General features: G+C 72.2%; 11 protein-coding genes. 1 reads left to right on the forward strand and 10 read right to left on the reverse strand.

The features are described from left to right. Window positions 1–68 precede the first annotated feature (68 nt). From ABTZ54_RS33045 to ABTZ54_RS33090, 10 genes are all read right to left on the reverse strand, one after another. Window positions 69–767: an ABC transporter ATP-binding protein gene (locus ABTZ54_RS33045; protein ID WP_351670626.1), complete on the reverse strand. Its 699-nt coding sequence runs from the start codon at window positions 765–767 to the stop codon at window positions 69–71. After that, window positions 764–2,626, reverse strand: a complete 1,863-nt coding sequence (locus ABTZ54_RS33050) for a dipeptide/oligopeptide/nickel ABC transporter permease/ATP-binding protein (protein ID WP_351670629.1) — start codon at window positions 2,624–2,626, stop codon at window positions 764–766. The genes ABTZ54_RS33045 and ABTZ54_RS33050 overlap by 4 nt, the downstream gene beginning before the upstream one ends. Continuing rightward, complete coding sequence (locus tag ABTZ54_RS33055) at window positions 2,623–3,633, reverse strand: ABC transporter permease (protein WP_351670632.1); 1,011 nt, start codon at window positions 3,631–3,633, stop codon at window positions 2,623–2,625. The genes ABTZ54_RS33050 and ABTZ54_RS33055 overlap by 4 nt, the downstream gene beginning before the upstream one ends. Before the next feature lie 4 nt (window positions 3,634–3,637). Continuing rightward, a complete protein-coding gene (locus tag ABTZ54_RS33060) occupies window positions 3,638–5,212 on the reverse strand; it encodes an ABC transporter substrate-binding protein (RefSeq protein ID WP_351670635.1) in 1,575 nt (524 codons plus the stop codon). A gap of 161 nt (window positions 5,213–5,373) precedes the next feature. Beyond that, window positions 5,374–6,999, reverse strand: coding sequence for a PucR family transcriptional regulator (locus ABTZ54_RS33065; RefSeq protein ID WP_351670638.1), 1,626 nt, complete (start codon window positions 6,997–6,999; stop codon window positions 5,374–5,376). A gap of 74 nt (window positions 7,000–7,073) precedes the next feature. Further along, entirely contained in the window at window positions 7,074–8,405 is a 1,332-nt protein-coding gene (locus ABTZ54_RS33070; RefSeq protein ID WP_351670640.1) for a serine hydrolase domain-containing protein, read from the reverse strand. 213 nt (window positions 8,406–8,618) lie between these two features. Next, window positions 8,619–10,130 carry an FG-GAP-like repeat-containing protein gene (locus ABTZ54_RS33075; RefSeq protein WP_351670643.1) on the reverse strand — a complete coding sequence of 504 codons (1,512 nt, stop codon included), beginning with the start codon at window positions 10,128–10,130 and terminating at the stop codon, window positions 8,619–8,621. 70 nt (window positions 10,131–10,200) lie between these two features. Further along, window positions 10,201–10,701 (reverse strand): hypothetical protein, encoded by a 501-nt coding sequence (locus ABTZ54_RS33080; protein ID WP_351670646.1) that lies wholly within the window; start codon window positions 10,699–10,701, stop codon window positions 10,201–10,203. A 65-nt stretch (window positions 10,702–10,766) separates the two neighbouring features. After that, entirely contained in the window at window positions 10,767–11,147 is a 381-nt protein-coding gene (locus ABTZ54_RS33085; RefSeq protein ID WP_351670648.1) for a hypothetical protein, read from the reverse strand. Window positions 11,148–11,247: 100 nt separating this feature from the next. Next, window positions 11,248–14,619 (reverse strand): ALF repeat-containing protein, encoded by a 3,372-nt coding sequence (locus tag ABTZ54_RS33090; protein ID WP_351670650.1) that lies wholly within the window; start codon window positions 14,617–14,619, stop codon window positions 11,248–11,250. A 317-nt stretch (window positions 14,620–14,936) separates the two neighbouring features. Between ABTZ54_RS33090 and ABTZ54_RS33095 the strand changes: the two genes are divergently transcribed. Next, entirely contained in the window at window positions 14,937–15,968 is a 1,032-nt protein-coding gene (locus ABTZ54_RS33095; RefSeq protein ID WP_351670653.1) for a hypothetical protein, read from the forward strand. The last annotated feature ends 55 nt before the right edge of the window (window positions 15,969–16,023 follow it).

The following is a 16,023-nucleotide window of genomic DNA, read 5'->3' on the forward strand; positions in this document are numbered from 1 at the left end:
GAAAGCGAAGAGGAACGACGTGAGCCGCCTGCCCGGTCCGGGCAGGCGGCTCATGTCGTCGCCCCGCCTCAGGCGGTGGCCGGCCTCGGCACCGCGTCCAGCAGTGCCCGCGTGTACGCCTGGCTCGGGGCTGCCATCACCTCTTCCACCGGCCCCTCCTCGACGAGCCGTCCCCGGTGCATCACCGCGACGCGATCGCACACGTACCGTACGACCGCGAGATTGTGCGAGATGAACAGCAGGGAAAGGCCCAGCTCCGCCTGGAGCGAGCGGATCAGGTTGAGCACCGAGCCCTGCACCGAGACATCCAGCGCCGAGGTGATCTCGTCCGCGATCAGCAGCTCCGGCCGTGTCCCCAGCGCACGCGCGATGGCCACCCGCTGCCGCTGGCCGCCGGACAGTTCCCGCGGATAGCGGCCGGCGTACTGCGGGGCCAGCGAGACCAGCGACAGCAGCCGCTCCACCTCCGCCGCCCGCTGCGCGCGGGACAACCGGTCCGCCAGCCCTTCGGCGATCGAGGAGCCCACCCTCATACGGGGATCGAGCGAACCGTACGGATCCTGGAACACCATCTGGACCTTGCGCCGGTCCGGACCCTCGATCGTGCCCTGGTACGGGACCAGCCCGGTGATCGCGCGAGCCACCGTCGACTTGCCCGACCCGGACTCGCCCACCAGACCGACCACACTCGCCGGCGGGATCTCCAGATCCAGCCCCTTCACCACGGTGCGCGAGCCGTACCGCACGGTCAGATCGGTGATTCTCACGACGCCTCCCAGCAGGCCGCGCGATGGCCCGCGGCGTGCTCCACGAGCACCGGGCGTTCCGTGCGGCATTGATCGGTCGCGGACGCGCAGCGGTCCGCGAAGGTGCATCCCGGCCCCAGATCGGCGGGGGCCGGCTGAGTGCCGGGGATGCCGGTCAGCGGAACCGTACGGTCGGTGTCCATCGTCGGCACCGAGCCCAGCAGCGCCCGGGTGTACGGGTGCAGAGCGCCGTCCGCGAGCCGGGAGGTCTCCAGCTCCTCCACGATCGTCCCCGCGTACATCACCGCGACCCGGTCGCACAGTTCGCTCGCCAGCGCGATGTCATGGGTGATGAAGAGCACGCCCGCGCCGGTCTCCCGGGTCACTTCACGCAGCAGCCTCAGGATCTGGCGCTGCACGGTCACGTCCAGGGCCGTCGTCGGCTCATCGGCGATGATCAGCCGGGGCGCACCCATCAGACCCATCGCGATGACGGCACGCTGCCGCATGCCGCCCGACAGCTGGTGCGGATGCATCCGGGCCGTCCGCTCCGGATCCGGCAGCCCGACGTGCCCGAGCCGGTCGATGGCCCGCTGCCACGCGTCCGTGCGGGTGGCGCCCTGGTGGACGACCGAGACCTCGGCGAGCTGGCCACCGATCCTGAGGGCCGGATTGAGCGACGCCATCGGATCCTGGAAGATCATCGCCAGTGAGGTGCCCAGCAGCTTCCTGCGCTCCTTCTCCGGCAGCGCGTCCACGTCCTGGCCGTGCAGCCGCAGCCGACGGGCGTCCACGCGGCCGGGGTACGGGACCAGGCCGCCGATCGCCGCCGCCGTCAGGCTCTTGCCGCTGCCGGACTCCCCGAGCAGGCCCACGATCTCGCCCTGCCGGACGGTCAGCGACAGATCGCGCACGGGGCGCGCCCCGCTGGGGAAGGTGACGCTCAGACCCCGGACGTCCAGCGCCGCGTCCGGTTCGCCGTCGACCGACTCTCGGTCCTCCTCCCGGGGTACGGCCGAGGGAACCTCCGCCTTCGCCGCGGCCTTGCCGCTGCCGCCGGCCGACGCGGACTGCCGCGCCGCGGCGTCCGAGAACGAGTCGCCGAGCAGGGCGAAGCCGAGTCCCGCCAGGATGATCGCCGCGGCCGGGCCCACCGCCACCACCGGGGTGACGTAGATGGGGCCGAAGGCGTCGAACAGGAGCCTGCCCCAGTCGTACGACGGAGGCTGCACCCCGAGCCCGAGGAACGACAGTCCGGCGAGTCCCAGCAGCGCCCCGCCGATCGCCTGGGCGACCGTCATCACGAGGGGTTCGCCGACGTTGGGCACGACGTGCCGGAGCAGGATGCGGTGGCGGGGCACGCCCATCATCCGGGCCGCGAGCGCGTAGTCGGAGGTGGCGATCGACACCGCCAGATTGTTCGTCAGCCGGGCGACCGCGGGCGCGACCGCGACGGCGATGCCCAGGACCGCGCCCGTCGCACCGAGGCCGGCGATCACCGCGGTGAACATCGCGAGCAGCAGCCCGGGAAAGGCGACCAGGGCGTTGACGGCCGAGGTGACCGACTGCCCGGCGCGCCGTGGCAGTACGGACGGCAGCGTGCCGAGGACGAGCCCGATGCCGGTGCCGATGGCGGTGGCCAGCAGCGCGAGGAGCAAGGTGAAACGGGTGGCCACGAGCGTACGGGCCAGCAGATCACGGCCGAGCGCGTCCGTGCCGAGGAGATGGGCGGCCGAGGCGCCCTCGCCGATCGCCGACGGGTCGAAGCGAGTGGCGTCGTCCCCCCAGATCATGGGGGCGAAGACGGCCAGCAGCGCCATCAGGGTGACGATCGCGAGGCCGGCGCAGCCGGACGCGGTACGGGGCAGGCGTCGCATCATGCCTCCTCGGGCGTGAGGGCCGAGTTGAGGGGGGACTTGGGGTCGAGGAAGCCGATCAGCAGGTCGACGAGGAAGTTCACGACCAGCACGATCACCCCGTAGACGAGGACCACGCCCTGGGCGACCGGGTAGTCCTGCTGGGTGATGGCTTCAACCGTGCGCTGGCCCAGCCCCGGCCAGGCGAAGACGCTCTCCACCAGCACACCCGACGTGATCAGCGCGGTGAGCAGCAGTCCTCCCATGGTGAGGGTCGCGGTCAGCGTGTTCGGCAGCAGATGGCGCAGATAGAGCCGGGAGGCGGGAAGGCGCTTGGCTCGGGCGAGCCGCATGTACTCGCTGCCCAGTTCGCGTTGGGTCTCGACGCGGGAGACACGGGCGAGCAGCGCCGCGGGGCCGATCGCGAGGGCGACCGCGGGGAGGACGTACGAGGAGGGGCCTGCCATTCCGGCGGGCGGCAGCCAGCGCAGGCCGACCGCGAAGACCGTCACCAGACCGATCGCGTAGAGGAACTCGGGGATCGAGTTGGCCGTTCCCGTCACGCCGGAGAACACCGTCCGGGTGAGCGGACGGCGGCCGTTCTCGGTGCGCACGGCCGCCCACATCCCGAGCGGGATCGCGACGCACAGCGCGAGCGCCGCGCCAAGCAGGGCGATGGAGACGGAGTTGGGGAGCCGGTCGGCGATGACGTCGCCCACCGGTTCCGAGGTGAGGAACGAGGTCCCGAGGTGCCCGCTGAGCACCTGCCGGACATAGTCCAGGAACTGGTGCAGGAGCGGATCGTCCAGACCGAGTGCCTCCCGTCTCCTCGCGAGCACCTCGGGCGGGGCGGCGGGGCCGAGGCCGGCGCGCGCGGGATCCCCGGGCATCAGCTGGAGCATCAGGAACGAGGCCACCAGCAGCACGGCCAGCGAGAGCGTCAATCGCAGCACGGCTCGGAGCAGGAAGACGATAGGGAGCCGGCGTCGAGCGACGCGCGGGGCGCGCTGGGCCTGACTGTTCGGAGACATGGGGTCACTCGCCTTCCGTCTGCAGCCGGATGGTGGTCGGGTACAGCAGACCGGGGAGCATCCGCAGGGAGCCGTTCCTGGTCGCCAGCGTGGTGGTGAGGTTGACGATCGGCATGATGTCGTTGTTCTCCACGAGCGATGCCTCGGCCTTGTTCCACAGCGCGCAGCCGGGCTCGCCCGGGGTGCCGAGGGCCTGGCCGGTGAGTGTCTCGTACCGCTCGTTCCTCAGATGCGTGAAGTTGCCGCCGTCGGGCGGGGTGGGGCCGGACAGGATGCCCATGAGCATCGAGGGCAGTTGGACGCCGATGGGCAGGGCGCCGATGTCCCAGTCGAGGGTGCCGCTGATGGCGTCGTCGAGCCGGCCGCCGGTGACGCCGAGCAGCTTGACCTCGGCCCCGACGCGCTTCCATTCGGCGGCGGCGTACTCGGCGGTGGCCGTACCGGCCTCCCCCTGAGCGAGGGGGAACAGCAGCGTCAGTGACAGCTTGCGCCCGTCCTTGACCCGTACGCCGCCCGCCCCCTCCCGCCAGCCCGCCGCGTCCAAGGTGGCCTTGGCCTTGGCGACGTCGTAGCGCGGGAGATAGCGGGAGAAGTCGACGCTGGGGCAGGGGCGCGGCTCGGCCACCATGCCGTTGGGCGGGGTGCCGCTGCCGCTGGACGCCATCAGGCCCAGGTCCTTGACGTCGAGCGCCATCGACAGCGCCTTGCGGACGGCCGGGTCGGCGGTCGGCTTGCCCTCGCTCTGCTGGAAGAGGAACTGGGCATTGCCGCTGTAGACGTCCTTGGTCCGGATGTCCGGCATGGCCTTGAGCCGGGCCCGGTCGGGCCCCTGGACGAATGCGGCGTTGACGGCACCGCCGATCATGAGGTTGGTGGAGGTCTGTTCGTTGGCGACCACCCTGACGACCAGCTTCTCCGGCATGCCGGCCGAGGTGGCGCCCGAGGGACCCCAGGCGTAGTCCTTGCGCAGCCGGAAGGTGTACCGGTCGCCGGGCCGTACCTGTGCGAGCTCGTACGGGCCGGATCCGGACATGCCCTGGGCGAGCAGCTTGCGGTCGGTGAGGCCCTTGCCGCAGACGATGTACATCATCGCGGAGCTCTCCAGGATGAAGCTGAACGGCTGGGGCGTGGCCAGGGTGAGGGTGCGGGCGGCGTCGTCGGCCGTGGCGGTGAGGCCCACGGGCACGACGACGCCGTAGAGCAGCGACTTGTTGGCGGGGTCGGTGTCGTAGGCGACGTTCGCGGCGACCGTGCTCGGTGTCAGCGGTGACCCGTCGGAGCAGGTGATGCCCTTACGGAGGGTGTAGGTCACGGAAGAGGGCGTCACCTGCCACTTCTCGGCGAGCCCCGGTACGGTTCTGCCCTGCTCGTCGCTGGAGACCAGGGTGTCGTAGCCGATGGACAGCAGGAGGTTGGTGCCGCCCGCCATCGCTTTCGAGGGGTCGAGGGCGCCGGGGGCGAGGGACGACGTGATGGTGAAGGTGTCGCCGTCCGGGGCGGAGCCGCCGGTCGTGGCGCAACCGGTCGTGGCGAGCAGCAGGGACAGGGCCGCCGCCATGGTGGTTCGGGTGTGTTTCATCGAGGACTCCAGAAGCGGAACTTCAGGATGGGTGGGAGTGATGCATCACCCTGTCCGATCCCGGTCCCCCGGTATTCGTGCCGGAGCACAAAAGCCGGAGGCCCGTCTGTCCTTCCGGCCAACGTGGCGGGAATTGTGGGTTGAGATTCAGGGGCGACTGCTCACCGGCCCTCTTCCCGGTCGGAGCGCCGGGGACCGAAGATGCGGATCTGGAGCATGACACCGAGCCGTTGCCGCGGGTCGTCCAGATCGAGACCGCTGATCTCCAGAACCCTTTTGAGCCGGTACCTGAACGTGTTCGCGTGGACATGCATGCGCGCCGCGGCGGTCGGGACGTCTCCCAGGGCGTCGAGGTAGGCGCTGAGCGTGGCGACGAGATCGCTGTTGTGCTCGCTGTCGTACGCGAGCAGGGTGCGGTACGGGCCGACGGGCTGATGCTCCTGGATCGTCGCGAGGTCTCCGAGCTGGAGCAGGAGGGACTCGATGTGCAGCTCGGTGTAGCCGGCGGCCGCGTTGGGGTCCTGGTGCGAGGTCAGCACGCGCAGCGCCCGGTCGGCGTCCGCGCGGGAGCGGGCCACCCGCGCCAGTGTGGCGGCCGGGCGGCCGACACCGATGCGGGCGGCGTACCTGACGCCGATCCGGGCCAGGAAGTTCGCGGCCACCCGGACGGCCCTGCGCTCGGTGCCTTCGTCGTCCGGCCGGCCCTGCGGCAGAGGCAGTACGGCGTACGCCACCGTGCCGATGACGGCGGCGGCCGAACGGGGATGGATGGCGCCGACATGGAGCGCGAGGGCGTCGCAGAAGCGCTGCCGGTCGGCGTCCGTGTGCGCGGTGCCGTCATCGGCGAGCTGGGCGGCGAGTACGCACACGCCGCCCGGCTCGCCGTCGGCGATACCGAGCCGGGCGGCGGCCCCGGGCGCGCCGGGACCGCCTTCGAGGACGGTGGAGAGCAGGTCGGCCCGCAGCCGTCGCCGGGTGTCGGCACCGGCCCGTTCGCGCAGGAGTCGCAGGGCCACGATCTTCGCCGCGTCCGTGAGCGCGCTCGCGCGCTGGGAGTCCAGGGGTTCGGGTGAGGCGACCCAGATGGACCCGAGGATCTCGTCGCCCGAGCGGACCGCGATCGCGGTCCGCCGGATGCCCTCCTCCTCCAGGTGGACGAAGAGGGGTTCCCTGCGCTGGTCGAGCTGCCGGAAGACGCCGTGCTCGTGGAGGATCCGGCGGATGCGCTCCGGCACCTGGCGGTCGAGCACGGTGGCGACCCGGCTGGGGTCGGCTTCCTCCTGACGGCCGGAGTGGGCGAGGATCCGGGACGCCCGGTCCTCGATCGTGACCGGTGCGTCGAGCAGCGCGCAGATCGCGTTCGCCAGCACGAAGAGATCGCCGGGCAGGCCGTCGTCCGGGTCGGCGACATCCCCTTCGGAGAGCAGGGCGCGCAGCATGGCGGCGATCTGGGCCCAGGAGGCGGCACGAGCGAGGCCCAGCACGGCGACTCCGGAATCGGCCACCGCCTGGCGCATCGATTCGTCCGGTTCCACCGGCTGTTTGACGACGAGGGCGGCGGCGGGTGCCGCCGCCCTCGTCAGGGCGCGAATCCGCTCGCCGCCCTCGACCCCGAGGGCGAGGAGGAGCGTGCCGGGACTCACCCGCAGTTCGTCCAGCGGATCGTAGATGTGCACACCGGTGATCGCCGCTTCGAGATCACCGGGAGGCGCGACCACGACGTCGAGCACGGTGCTGCCCAGGTCCTCGACGATCCGTCGCAGCGAGGGGTGCGGCCGATTCGTCATGAGGTCGCGGTAATGCGCGTATCCAGACATCACGCCTGCCCGTGGTGAGGAGTACCGGTCAGCGCACTACCGCTTCAGGCCGTCTTGGGCAGGGCCCGGGCGCCCAGGTGGAGGTAGGGCGAGCCGTCGGCCAGTTCGTAGAAGGCCATGGGCATCCAGGGCCCCCCGTCGAGCATTTGGGCGATCATGGTTCCCTCGCCCACGGCGACCAGATCGCACTCCCTGACCGGCGTCACACCGGCGAGAGCCCCCTTGGCCTCCATCCGCAGACGCAGCCCGCCGCTGCCGGCCGCGCTCACCGTGACCCTGCTGCCCACGCTCTCGTACACCCCGGTGTACCGCGCGGTGTCGACGGCGACCGGGGTGGCCGGGGGCCGGCGGGCGGCGGGGACCTCGATGCCGAGCAGTTCGCCGAAGAGTCCGGTCGCCATCGCGTGCTGCATCCCCGAGGAGTCTCCGCCGTTCATCAGGACACAGGCGACGAAGTCCCGCTCCGGTACGACCCAGAGGATGGCCGACTGGCCGATCGTGTTCCCTCCGTGCGAGACGACCCTGTGACCGGACAGGGTGTCCAGCATCCAGCCGAGACCCCAGGCGGCTGCGAACGGCATCGGGCACGGCACGGTGACCTGCGCGTCCCACATCGCCTCGGGTCGGCGGAGCAGCCCGTCGGTGAGATGGGCCTGTCCGAACCTGACCACATCGGATGCCCGCGCGCAGATCAGCCCGGCGGGTCCCACGGAACGCATCAGACCCCACACCGGGGCCACGGAACCGTCCTGCTCGTGTCCCATGGCGGCGCTGTGGCGGAGTGCCTCCTCCGGGAGTGTCACGGTGTGGGTGAGCCCCAGCGGCTCGATGATCTGCGTGCGCAGTGCCGTGTCCCAGACCTTGCCGGTCAGCTGCTCGATGATCCTGCCGAGCACCGAGAAGCCCGAGTTGCAGTACGACTGGGTCGCGCCCAGCGGGTGGATCGCGGTGAGCTCGCGACACGCCTCGGCGTACTTCTCCAGGGTGTCGTCACCCCGGCCGGTGTCGAGGAAGAGATCGCCGTCGATGCCGGAGGTGTGCGAGAGCAGATGCCGTACGGTCACGGACTTGGTGAGGGTCGCGTCCGCCACCCGGAAGTCCGGGAGGACCTCGACGACAGGAGTGTCGAGGGTCAGCCGGCCCGCCTCCACAAGCAGCATGATCTGCGTGGCCGTCCACACCTTGGTGACCGAGCCGATCTGGAAGAGCGAGTCGGTGCGGACGGGGGCCTGGGTGTCCCGGTTGAGTACACCGGTGGCGAACTCGTGCATCTTGCCGTCGTGGAAGAAGGCGAGCGACGCGCCGGGGACGCCGTACTTGGCCGCTGACGCGCTGAGCAGATGGTGCCAACGCGCGGGTTCGACTGCTGCCGTCATGGAAACCGTCCTTGGTCGTCGGCTGAGCGTACGACCAGCCTAGGCAGCCGATCAGGCCCTGGATCCGGCCGCGACGACGAAGCGGACCTGCCCCGTTCGTGCCGCCGGACGAAGCGCTTCGGTCCGGCCGCGCCCCGGGGGCCGATCCCTGGCTCTCGCGGTGCCGCCGCGCCTCGGGAGGACCGGGGCGCGGCGGCGGGGCGGCAGGTTGTGTCAGCTGATGGACTTGATGGTGCCCCAGCCGCCGGTGCCGACCTCGACGCTCGGGCCGTCGATGGGGCCGTGGATCGAGGAGCCGCCCTTGTAGAACCTCAGGGTGCCCTCGTCGGTGGTGGCCCACATGTCGGCGATGCCGTCGCGGTTGGCGTCGGCGGCGCCTGCGATCAGGGGGCGGGTGGTGGTCGTGTAGCCGTGGCCGTACTCGGTCCAGCTGGCGAACGTTCCGTTCGTCTGGCCCATGTAGTGGCGTACGACGCCGTCCGTGGTGTCGCGGGCGAGCAGGTCGACCGTGCCGTCCTTGTCGGCGTCGCCGGGGGCGGTCAGGGTCATCTGGCTCCAGCCGCCGGTGCCGATGAGGACCGGGGCGGCCACGGCCGGCGCGGGGCCGCGGGTGCCCTTGTACCGGTACAGCTTGTCGTCGTAGGTGGCCACGAGGTCGGGCTGTCCGTCGCGGTCGGTGTCGCCGACGCCGACGATCCTGGCGGCGGTGGACATGGTGCCGATCTTGATCGGTGCCGCGAGCGTGCCGTCGCCGCGGTTGGGGTAGACGCGCAGTTCACCGGCGACGACGGCGACGACGTCCTCGACACCGTCACCGGTCCAGTCGCCGCGGTGCGTCACCGACGCGCCGCTCCATCCGCCGCTGCCGATCTGCACCCGCGCCCCCAGCGCGCCGGTGCCGGTGCCCGGGTACAGCCACAGCTTGCCGGTGTCCTCGATCGCGACGAGGTCGGGCTTGTTGTCGCCGTTCATGTCGCCCGGCACGGGGGTCGCCGTGCTCGTGATCCAGGCCCTCACGTCGTCGGTCCTGGTGGCGACGGCGCCGGTGCGGGTCTCGGTGGCCGGGGTGCCGAGGCAGCCGCCCTGCCAGGACCTGCTGGTGACGGCGACCAGTTCGGTGGTCTGGCCGGTGGTGCGCAGGACGGGCCCGCCGGCGTCGCCCTGGCAGACGAGGGCGTCGCCGGAGGCGGTGAGGGAGACGTTCGCCGTGGTGTCGCCGTCGGCGGTGAAGGCGCCGGTGTGCAGGGTGTCGGGTACCCAGGTGGTCCTGGTCCGGCCGAATCCGGCCGCCTGGACGTTCTCGCCGGCGGTGACCGGGGTGGCGGCGAGGGCGACCGGCTTCACGCCGGCGATGCCGGTGTTCAGCTTCACCAGGACCAGGTCCCGGCTTGCGTGGGGGACGAGCTCGACGGCGGTTCGGGTGCCACCGGCGGTGGTCTGGGTCAGGTCGGTGCGTCCGACCGTCACCGTCGTGGCCACGGCGGGCTTGCCCGCCGCGGGCTTGCCGTCGGCGGCGAAGCAGGTGGCGGCGGTCAGCACCCAGCGCTGGGAGACGAGGACGCCGGTGCAGGCGACGTCGTCACCGACGTTGATCTTGGCGGTGAAGTTGAGCTGCGCCGGGGCGTCGGTTCCGTTGAGGGCGCTGGCGGGTGCGATGGCCGCGGTGCTGGCGAGCACGGCGACGGCGCCGAGGGCCCACATCGAGCGCGAACGCTTGGTGGTCATGGATGTTCCTTCGGAAGATGTCGGGGTGGCTGCGACGTGGTGCCGGCGGCCGGGCCGCGGCGGCGTGTCGCTACCGGGAGGTGGTGATGCCGACGAGCACGTGGTCGCGGCGCTGCGGGTCCGCGCTCTCGCCCACGGCCTTCCACTCGTCCGCCGCCACGGTGATGTCCTGCCGGCTGTTGTCGGCCGTCAGGGAGACCTGCGCCTGGTGGGAGGAGCTGCCCTTCATCCCGTACACCGTGGGGATCTCCAGGACGAGGCGGCCCTCGGACCCGACCGTGCTGAAGCAGATCTTGCCCTTGGTCCGCGAGTACACCTCGAGCAGGCCGGTGGCGGACGAGCAGTCGGCGAGCGTGATGTGCCCGTCGCCGCTCTTGAGGACGATGCCGAGCTCGGTCTCGATCCTCGCGGCGTCCGGGTAGCCGAAGTTCTCCACGGCGCTGGGCGGTACGTCGACGGCGACGGCGGCGACGGAATCCGTCCGCTCCGTGGCGTGGGCCACGGTGACGGCGCCGGTGATGCATGCGGCGGCCACCGCACCCATGGCCATGACGCGATGAATGAGCTTCATTTCTTTTCTTCCTTACGAGAATGAATACGAGAAGGGGGGCTGGAGGCAGCCGGACGGGGTCGCCGTCAGCCGAGGAGGAAGCCCACGGCGATCAGGACGGCGACGAAGGTGGCGAGGAAGACGGCCGTCTGCTTCCTGACGTTGCCGTCGGGCTGGACGCCGGCCCGTTGCAGCGCCCGTTGGCGTGTGATCCACGGGGCGAAGACGAGCCGCATGACCGTGAGCGTCAGGGACAGGAGCGTGAAGAGGAAGAGGGCTTCCTTGGCCTCGTAGCCACGTGCGGCGGCCTGTCCGGCCATGCCTGCCGCGGTCGCCACGGGGACGGCCAGCGAAGCGATCCTGTGCTTCCAGGTCACGGTCAGCGAGGCGGCGGCGATGCCGAGCGCGGTGCCGGAGAGTACGGCGACCGCCCACCAGCCCTCGACCGGGAGGGAGGAAGTCAGCATGGGGACCTCACAGTTGTTCGGGGCCGCCGCCAGGCCGCGAGGCCCGGCCGGCGAGGCGGAGCCCCCCGTGCGGCTCCGCCTCGCGCGGCGCGCGTCCGTGCTACCAGGTCACCCAGCCGATGACCGTGGTCGTGATGTCCTCGGCCAGGCCGGAGACCTTGGCTCCGACGGTTTCGGCGAGGCCGAACTTGTTGAGCAGCCGGCCCTTTCCGAAGAACGCCCCGCCGAGGACCGTGAGGCCGAGCGCGGTGTGGAACCGCTGGTCGTCCCAGCCGTAGGCCTGCCCCGTGAAGTACGCGCTCGTCCCCTGGAGGGCGACGGAGGCACCGCCGAAGACGACCGCCCCCGTCCCCAGGACAGGGGAGGCGGGCGACGGGACCAGTGCCGCGGCCCCGAGAGCGATCGAGGCCGAACCGGCGAGCGTGCTCCAGTGACCGGTGACCGACGCCCAGTCGGCGTCGCTGGAAGTGTCCCCGGGCCACAGGCCCCAGTCCACGTACCAGGGCTTGTCGCTCTCGGGCGTCTGCGAAGGGCAGGTGCCGCTCGACTGGTCCTTGCGGGCCTGCTGCGCCGCCTGCAGTGCGGCCGCGATCAGTTCCGCCTTGCGCTTGGCCACGGCGATCTGCTGCGCGCCGCTCGCCGCGGCCGCCGCCGCCTGCGCGTCCTGCCCGGCCTGGGCGGCCGAGGCCTGCGCCTTGCTGGCCGAGGACTGCGCGGACGTCGCGGAGGAGACCGCCTGCACCGCGGAGGACATCGCCTGGCGCATCGAGTAGTTCGCCGAGCGGGCCGCCCCCTGCGCGACGGACGCCGCCTTGGCGGCCTTCGCGGCCGACTGGGCCGCCGCGGCCGCCGAGGCGTCCGCCGCGTCGGCGTGCTGCTTGGCCAGGGTGGCGGAGTCCGCCGCGTCCTGCGCGTATCCGTCCGCCTTCGCCGCCCAGTACGACGCGTCGGCGGCGGCCTGGCGGGCGTCGGCGGCGGCCTTGGAGGCGAGCGCCGCGTCCACCAGCGCCCGCGACGCGACCCTGGCCGCGTGGGCGATGGCGGCGCGTATGGCGGCCACGTGGGTGGCGTGGTCCTCGTCCAGCCGGGCGACGTTGAACTTGTCGCGGATGACGAAGTTCCGCCGCATGAAGGCGGTGCCCTCCAGGACGATCTGCGCGGCCGACTTCATGTAGGGGCCGCCCGCGTCGAGGAGGGTGAACACCTCGGTGCGGTCGTCCTCCTTCACCGCCTCCGCCAGATCCAGCGTGAGGAAGCGGTGCAGCGCCATGGCGCTGCCGTCGGCCAGGGCCGCGTCCGCCTTGGCCTTCACGGCCTTGCCCGGCGACTGGTTCAGGATCGCGAACACCGCGACACGGTTCTGCGTGGCGGCGGCCTCGATGACACCGGTGGTGAGGAAGTCGCGTGCCGCGTCGGGGGCGTCGCTCGCCAGCGTCGCGTGGGCGGCTTCGGCGATGTCGGCCGTGCCCGCCTTCGCGAGCGCCAGGACGGTCTCCCGGTCGTCCTGGCGCTCGGCCAGCAGACGATCGGCGTCGACCCAGTTGACGACGTCGTGGTCCGTGCCGGCCAGGGCGAACTCGGCGGCCTGCCGGGACCACGTGCCCTGCGAGGTGAGCAGTCCGATGGCCGCCGCACGGCCCTTCGTCACCGCCGTGGCCGTGTCCCCGTCCCGCAGGGCCACACCGGCGGCGGCGATCAGGTCCTTGATCTCGCTGCCGGTCCTGTCGGCCTGCGTGCGCTCCCTGGCGGCCCGGCTGAGCTCCTCCGCCTCCGACTGGGCCTGACGGCGGGCCTCCTGGACACCGAGCTCGGTGTCCTCGGCGATCCGGGCCGTCTCCGCCGCACGGGCCGCCTGTTCCACGGCCTGCGCTTCCTTGACGGCGTCGGAGGCCGTCGTCGCGGCCTGCACGGCGGCCTCCGCGTAGGCGGTGGACCGCTTCGCGTACTCGATGGCCTTGCCCGCGTTCGCGGCCGCGTCGTCCGCGGCGTCGGCTGCCTTCTCCGCGTGCGTGGCCGCGCTGTTGGCCGCGTCCCTCGCCAGCCGGGCGGCGCTCGCGGCCCGGTCCGCGAGCGTCCTGGCGGTGCCCGCGGCCTTTGTGGCCCGCGCCGCGGCGGCGTCGGCCTCGGCGGCCGCCTGCTTCGCCCGCGCCGACTGGGTCTTGGCCACACCGGCGGAGGCAGCGGCGGAGGCCGCCGCGTTCGCGGCCGCGGCGGCGTTCTGGGCCGCGCTCGCGGCGGCTGAGCCGGCCGAGGACGCCTCCTGGGAGGCGATGGCCGCCTGGTCGGCGGCCGCGGCGGCCGTACGGGCACGGCCGGCCGCGTCCCTGGCGCCCTGCGCCGCCTGCTTCGCCGCGGAGGCCTTGGAGGCGTCCTTCGAGGCGGCGATGGCGGCGTTGTAGGCACGCGACGCGGCGCTGCCCGCCGAAGCCGCCGCCGCTGCCGCCGCCTGCGAAGCCTGCGCGGCCCGGCTCGACGCCGACTGCGCCGTACGGGACGCGGATATGGCGGTGTTGGCCGCGTCGGCGGCGCCCTGAGCCGCGCTCGCGGCATCGTTCGCGGCCTGCGCCGACTTGGCCACGTCGTTCTGCGCCGCGGCCGCCTCCGCCGCCGCCTTCACCGCCGCCGCCTTCGCCCGCTCGGCGGCCTCCTTCGCGCGGTTGGACGCCACCACGGCCTGCTCCGTCTGGAGCTTGGCCCGCTTGCCCTCCCGTTCCACGATCGCGACCAGCTGGTCGATCGTGGCGCTCTCCTCGTCCCGCGCACGGGCGATGAACTGCCCGGACACGAGGAACTGGTGGATCGCGGCGGGCGACCCGTCGCTCAGCGCCCGCTCGGCGTACTTCTTCACCTCGGGCGACGCGGTACCCAGGATCGTGAACACGGCAACGCGCTCGTCCTCCTGCTGAGCGGTGACCTGGGTCTGGTCGAGGAACTTCCGCAGCGCCGCGTCGGTGCCCGCGTCCAGGGCCCGCTGGGCCTCGCGCTTCACCCCGGGACCGCTGTTGTTCAAGATGGTGAACACCGCGGCGCGCAGGTCCGTCGCGACCGGCTGGACGAATCCGTCGCGCACGAAGGCGGCGATCGCGTCGTCACCGGCGGAGAGGGCGTTGCTCGCCGACTCACGGACCGACTTGTCCGCGAACGGGAGGGCGGCGATGAGGGCGAAGCGGTTGTCGTCCGCCTTCGCGACCGGCAGGTCGGTGGTCAGGAACTTCGACACCGCCGCGGGCGAACCGACGAGCGCGGCGGCCGCGGCCTCACGCACGGCACGGCCACCGGTCTTGTACGCCCATACGGCCTTGCCGCGGTCGGTCTCGGGCAGGCTGCCCGTGCTCGTCGCGCTCCCCTCGGCGGCGTGCGCGGGCGCGGCTCCCCAGCCGAGGACCGACGGCAGGGCCGGGGCGGCTGCCGCTCCGGCCAGCGCGGTGACCATCCGGCGCCGGCTCCAGAACGACGGCGGTGACTCTCTCATGATTCCCCCCACAGGAATAGGCCAAGCAAGACATGCAGAACGGCTCAGGGCTACGGATCCGCCGCGGCGTCGCATCGCTCCGGAAGACGGGCGGATGGCGCGGCGGAGCACCTTGTTCCGGCCGGTCCCGACCATCCCGATCCGGCCGACCCGAGAACGATCAAGAAACTACGCAGTCGACCACCACACGGCCAAGGACCGGCCACGCCAACAACAGGACTTTCGACGCCACGGGGATGTCTGCGCCGACTGCGCGACCGAGCGGGCTCACGAGGGGGTGCGTCACGGTGGTCGGGGGGGTGTCTTAGGGTCGGGGCATGTCGAGGACCACGCCGCCGCGCCCGCTCGATGTCGAGGCGCTCTTCCCGGATCTGGCTGCCTACCGGGGCACCACCACCCGGCTCCATCCGCGCCCGGGCCGCCCCGGCGTGGCGGAGAGTTCCGTGGGTGGTCCGTTGCTGTGGCCGGCCGGCGAAGCGTGGCCGGTGTGCACCGAGGCCCACGGCGCCACGCGTGGCGTGCGCCCGGCGGATGTCCATCGGCAGCGGCAGGTGCTCGCTGCGGCGTGGTCTCGTGAGTCCGACCCCGGTCCTACCGATGAGGAGCGGGAGCTGCTGGAGCGGCTGGGGCGGAAGCACCGTGTCCCGGAGGCTGCCGCGGATGGTCCTCTGCCGTTGATCGGGCTTGCCCAGCTGTATCGCAGGGACGTTCCCGACCTGCCGGCCGGGCCGGACGACTGCGATCTACTCCAGGTGTTCTGGTGTCCTTTCGACGCCCACGGCCCGACCGGCCACGGCATGCTGCTCGACCTGCGCTGGCGCCGGTCGTGGGAGGTCGCCGAGGTGATGACCGCTCCCCCGGAGCCGCAGGTCGTCGGCTACGAGGGGTACGTGCCCGAGCCGTGCGTGCTGCATCCGGAGCAGGTGACCACCTATCCGTTCGCCGGGCTCCTCCCGGAGGACCTGTGCGCCCGGATCGACGCCTGGGAGGAGGAGCTGGAGGAGGAAGCCGAGGAGTCGGAGGACGAGGACGGCGGCGCCTCGGTGGCCTATCAGTACGACCTGTCCATCCCGCCGGGGTGGCGCGCCGGCGGCTTCGCCTCGTGGCATGCCACCGATCCGTACGCCATGAACTGCCTGGACTGCTCCACGCCCATGCGTCTGCTGCTGACCGTCGACAGCTCGGAGTGGGACGGCGGTAGCGGCAGTTGGAAGCCGGTGGAAGAACTGGGGCTGCCCACGCACCTGTTCGCCCGGCCCACCGAGGTCACGGTGGGGCGGTGGGGCGAACTCAATGTCTTCGCCTGCCCCCAGGAGCCCGGCCACCCGCACCGGTGGAGCATCCAGTAGGCGGCGGCGCGCCGCATCTTGAGGATGCGGAACCGGTGGGTCCCCGCGAGCTCGC

The organism is Streptomyces sp. NPDC094032, from assembly GCF_040303965.1.
In the GTDB taxonomy this organism is placed as follows: domain Bacteria; phylum Actinomycetota; class Actinomycetes; order Streptomycetales; family Streptomycetaceae; genus Streptomyces.

Excerpts from the sequence above, each read along its gene's own strand:
- ABTZ54_RS33050 (WP_351670629.1), bottom strand. The coding sequence starts at position 2,626 with ATGATGCGACGCCTGCCCCGTACCGCGTCCGGCTGCGCCGGCCTCGCG.
- ABTZ54_RS33055 (WP_351670632.1), bottom strand. The coding sequence starts at position 3,633 with ATGTCTCCGAACAGTCAGGCCCAGCGCGCCCCGCGCGTCGCTCGACGC.
- ABTZ54_RS33060 (WP_351670635.1), bottom strand. The coding sequence starts at position 5,212 with ATGAAACACACCCGAACCACCATGGCGGCGGCCCTGTCCCTGCTGCTC.
- ABTZ54_RS33065 (WP_351670638.1), bottom strand. The coding sequence starts at position 6,999 with ATGACGAATCGGCCGCACCCCTCGCTGCGACGGATCGTCGAGGACCTG.
- ABTZ54_RS33070 (WP_351670640.1), bottom strand. The coding sequence starts at position 8,405 with ATGACGGCAGCAGTCGAACCCGCGCGTTGGCACCATCTGCTCAGCGCG.
- ABTZ54_RS33075 (WP_351670643.1), bottom strand. The coding sequence starts at position 10,130 with ATGACCACCAAGCGTTCGCGCTCGATGTGGGCCCTCGGCGCCGTCGCC.
- ABTZ54_RS33080 (WP_351670646.1), bottom strand. The coding sequence starts at position 10,701 with ATGAAGCTCATTCATCGCGTCATGGCCATGGGTGCGGTGGCCGCCGCA.
- ABTZ54_RS33085 (WP_351670648.1), bottom strand. The coding sequence starts at position 11,147 with ATGCTGACTTCCTCCCTCCCGGTCGAGGGCTGGTGGGCGGTCGCCGTA.
- ABTZ54_RS33090 (WP_351670650.1), bottom strand. The coding sequence starts at position 14,619 with ATGAGAGAGTCACCGCCGTCGTTCTGGAGCCGGCGCCGGATGGTCACC.
- ABTZ54_RS33095 (WP_351670653.1), top strand. The coding sequence starts at position 14,937 with ATGTCGAGGACCACGCCGCCGCGCCCGCTCGATGTCGAGGCGCTCTTC.